We start from the raw sequence: 4,202 nt of genomic DNA, 5'->3' as shown, positions 1-4,202 counted from the left end.
TCCATGAGGATGGCCACCAATGGGATGCCGATCAGCGTGCTGGCAGACCACGAGGTTTCCATCATGCCCATCACCAGTGCCCGCCTGCGGTAAGGTACCCGGTTGCCGACCCAGGCCTGCACGGCCGGATCGAATATGCTTTTGCCAAGTCCGGCCAGAAACAAGGCCACCAGGACAACTGCATAAATGGGGAAAAATGCTGCGGCCAGCATGCCGGCTGCCAGCATCGCCATCCCGGCGATCATCATTTTCCGGTAGCCCAGTCGGTCGGAAATGGGGCCGATTAGCGCGCCCAGCACCGAGGTCACCTGGTTGATGGCGATCAGTGAAGTGATCGCCGACAGGGAGACGCCAAGTCCACGGCTCAGCACCGGCGCAAAGGGGTAGGCAAAGCGCCTGGCGGTATTGAGCACCAGCCGGAAAAAAGTGGTGCCCACGATGGGTAGGAAGAGGTTTGATTGGTTCACAGGATTGGTTGGTCCATTGGTTTATCGAGTTGAATGGTGTGTCTTCTCAATTGTCCGAGAAGCGGGCGGCCAGGATCAGATCGATGTGCTCCCGGTCGAACGGGTAGCGGGTATTGCAGTGGTGACACCGAATCTCAACCGGAAAAGGCCCTTTCTCCTGAATATCCTTCAGTTCGTCGATGGGCAGCAGGGTGAGAACATTTCGGATCTGGTCCCGGTTGCAGTGGCAGATGAAGCCGACTTTCCGTCGATCGATGAACCGGGGCGCGAAATCACCCAGATGTCGTCGCACCAAGTCCTCAGGTGTGGCTCCCTCGGATAGCCATTCGGCAATGGATGGCAGAGCAGCGACCTGGGCTTCGATGCGTCGAACCACCGCACCGTCTGCATCCGGCATCGCCTGCAGGAACATACCGCCGGCAGCCGCCACATTCCCCAGGGGGTCGAACTTGAGGCTGAGGCTGAATGAGGTGGGTATCTGCTCGGAGGTAAGATAATAGTGGGCCAAATCTTTGGCCAAACTGCCGTGGGCCATCATCACCTTGCCGGTGAAGGGTCGCTTGGCATCGGCCAGGATGCGGGTCACCGATATAACTCCGGCGCCGAAAAACGGAGACAGGTTGAAGTCTTCCAAGGGCTTTTCAACAGGGATGGGAACATTTTTTAGGAACCCGCGAACTTCACCGGCGGCGTTGGCTTCGACCACCAGTCCCTTGACGGGACCGGAGCAGTCCACCTGCAGCCCCAGACGGTCTTTGCCTTTAAGGCTGGCACCCATCAGACAGGCCCCTAAGTAGGCGTGTCCGAGAACCAGCGTCTCGAGGATGCCCAGTTCGTGGTTCCAGCGCATCTGGTTGATCATCCGGCTGCCGTCGAGCACAGCCCCCCGAATCGTGTCCCCGGCCATCAGGAAGGTATGCAGGTAATCTTCCTCACGTTCAAGATGCGTCGGCAGGTTCTTATCAGGTTTTTTCTTTTCCATTGATACCCATTTTTGTTCGTGCACGTTCGATTCTACGCATTACTTGCTCGCTATTGCGTATTTTAGATAGATTGGTGAGCAGTCCCGAGGCCTCAGTGGGCGACTCCTTGCGGCTTTCCAGCAGGAGGCGATACCAATAGGGGATCTCCTCGTGGAAACAGGCGACCAGGTCCACGGCATGCTGCCGGGCCGCTCGCAGCATCGTATCGCGATGATGGCCAACCGGTTCCTCCGGCCCCGTCGATGCATTCATTTGCACCAGGTATCGGGTGAGCTCACGGTCAAGTTTGCGTTTGGTAAGGTTGTAGCGAACGATTGGCTTGATCCACAGCCTGGCGATGATATATCCCAGCAGGCCTGCGATGAAGCTGGCGCCGGCGGCAATCAGTAGTGGTGAATCCATGCGAATCCCTTTAACCGGCGTGCCGACTTCGAAAGCGCTGGTACTCGACCATACGGGCCGCCGCCTTTACCGCCCGCTCCGGTGTTTCATAAAACACACCCTTTAGATGATGGCCTTTCACCCGATAGACCGTGGCATCCTTTTCATCGGTCAGCAGGCTGACCCCAAAAACCGGTTTGCCGTATTTTTCCATCAAGCGGACAATCTGTTCGATGTAGTTGCTTTCGAAATCGGAGAACACCCGGACTGCGTCATCCAGAAATTCTCGAGTATATGAAGCGTCAGCCTGTTCCACCGAATCGGCCAGGCGCTTGAGAAAAATTCGGCGCCCGAGGATACCCAGGTTGATGACTGCATCGCAGCCTTTCCATTGAAGCAGCGCTTCCATGACCGTCAGGGGAATCGATGGGTCGTTTTCTCCCACGAGATCGATGGGATTGGAACGGCTCCAATAGGGCGGCAGGACCTTGTCGATCTCGGCAATCAACGCCCCTGAAAGATCCGGCACCTCCAGGCCGAATTGATTGCACAGATCGGCGGTGACCACACCCCATCCGCCGCCCAGTGTCATGATGGCGATGCGGTTGCCCTGGGGAAGCGGCAGGGAGGAGAAGGCCGCGGACAGGTCCAGCAGCTCCATAGGCTGGTCCACCTTGACAATGCCAGCCTGTTGGCAAACCGCATTGAACAGCCGGGTGTCGGACGCCATGGCACCCGTATGACTGGATGCCGCCCGGTTGCCTGCACGGGTCTGGCCGCCCTTGAGCAGCACGATGGGTTTTTTTTGACTCACCCGGCGGGCGCTTTCAAAAAAGCGGCGGCCCTGCTTGACGCTTTCGATGTACAGCATCACGGTCCGGGTGAGTTCGTCGACTTCAAAGCCTTCCATGTAGTCTTCGATGGTGATCATGGCTTCGTTGCCGGAGCCGGAAAAGGCACGGATACCGATGCCCTGCGCCTCGGCAAAGGCCAGCAACTGGGTTCCCATGTTGCCGGACTGGGCAACCACCGCCGTGGACCCTGCCAACGGGCGGACCGACGTCCCCGTGCAGAAAAAATGGATGTGGGGATTGCAGATACCCATGGTGTTGGGACCGAGGATGAGAATTCCTGCATCTCGTGCTTCCTGGGCCAGTTGCCTTTCCAGCGCCTTGCCGTCGGCACCGGTTTCACCGAAACCCGATGTGATCAGCACCACATTTTTAATGCCCTTGGCTTTCAACTGGGGAATCAAATCCATGATGCCGGCGGCAGGCACGGTGACCACTGCCAGGTCGATTTCTCCGGGGATGTCTACCACCGACCGATAGGCGGGTTTGCCGGCAATGAGGCCGCCTTTGGGGTTGACCGAATAAACATCCCCTTGGTAGCCACCGCTGATCGTATTGCAGACGAGCATATGCCCCCACTTGCCCATGTGGGCCGAGGCGCCGATGAATGCCACCGAACGGGGATAGAACAGTGCGTGGATGGCCGGCGGCGCCACCGGATGGGCATCGGTTGCCCTGGGATGCGGTTCGGTCAAGGTGATTAGCGCATCCACGGCGTGGACTGCTCCGGTTGCCGTGGCGATCAGCGGATTGATGTCGATCTCGGCAATTTCAGGAAAATCGGCGGCGATGGCGGACAGACCCATCAGGGTATCGGCGAGGCGTTCACGATCCACCGCCGCTTCGCCGCGAAATGCCCCCAGCAGCGAACGGGATCGGATGGCGTCGATCATGTCCGCCGCATCTCGACGCGTGAGCGGTGCCAGCCGAAAGACGACGTCGGACAGCGCTTCGGTGAGGATGCCGCCCAATCCGAAGAGAATCGCCGGGCCAAAGTGGGGGTCACGGAAAAGGCCGGCCACGAATTCCCGAGACCCACGAATTTGCGGTTGAACGAGAATCTTTGTGTTGGCTGCAGTCTGCAGGATCTGCTCCGCCGCAGACAGCACGGATTGTTCATCGTTCAGATTCAGGTGAACCAAACCCCCTTCGGTTTTGTGCAGCAAACCGTCGCCGTGGCCCTTGAGCACCACGGGATATCCCAGGTCGCCGGCCGCGGCAACCGCGTCTGCAGCTGTGGCCGCAACCGTCTCAACGACCACGGGAACGCCGTAACGGCCCAGAATCGTTTTCGACTCGGCTTCGGTTAGCGCCGTCCTGCCGGATTCGAGGGCATTTCTCACAAAATCATTCAAATCCACGTCGTGATCTCCTTAATACTGAATGGGCTGGCTGATGAGGACCGGTTGATCAACGAAGGATTGATAACCGAAATCGTCGAAGTAGACCTTCAGGGAACCTTTACCGAAGGTGTGGAGGCCGAGGGTCGAGCCGAGGCCCGAGATGGCAGTCTCCGAGCT

General features: G+C 58.5%; 4 protein-coding genes. All 4 read right to left on the bottom strand.

All coding sequences use genetic code 11. The features are described from left to right. Positions 1-467, bottom strand: a 467-nt coding sequence (locus ABYV26_RS21955) for an MFS transporter (RefSeq protein ID WP_372683496.1), incomplete at its 3' end; no start/stop codon positions are given. Between the two features lie 46 nt (positions 468-513). Then, on the bottom strand, positions 514-1,449 hold the full coding sequence (locus tag ABYV26_RS21950; RefSeq protein WP_372683495.1) for an Hsp33 family molecular chaperone HslO: 936 nt from the start codon (positions 1,447-1,449) through the stop codon (positions 514-516). Beyond that, the gene (locus ABYV26_RS21945) at positions 1,430-1,852 is read right to left on the bottom strand and encodes a hypothetical protein (RefSeq protein ID WP_372683494.1); all 423 of its coding nucleotides are present in this window, start codon (positions 1,850-1,852) and stop codon (positions 1,430-1,432) included. The genes ABYV26_RS21950 and ABYV26_RS21945 overlap by 20 nt, the downstream gene beginning before the upstream one ends. Positions 1,853-1,862: 10 nt before the next feature. Beyond that, a complete protein-coding gene (locus ABYV26_RS21940; protein WP_372683493.1) occupies positions 1,863-4,043 on the bottom strand; it encodes an acetate--CoA ligase family protein in 2,181 nt (726 codons plus the stop codon). Between the last annotated feature and the right edge of the window lie 159 nt (positions 4,044-4,202).

This window comes from Desulfosarcina sp. (assembly GCF_041551955.1).
In the GTDB taxonomy this organism is placed as follows: Bacteria; Desulfobacterota; Desulfobacteria; order Desulfobacterales; family Desulfosarcinaceae; genus Desulfosarcina.
This window is presented reverse-complemented; position numbering and strand designations above follow the sequence as displayed.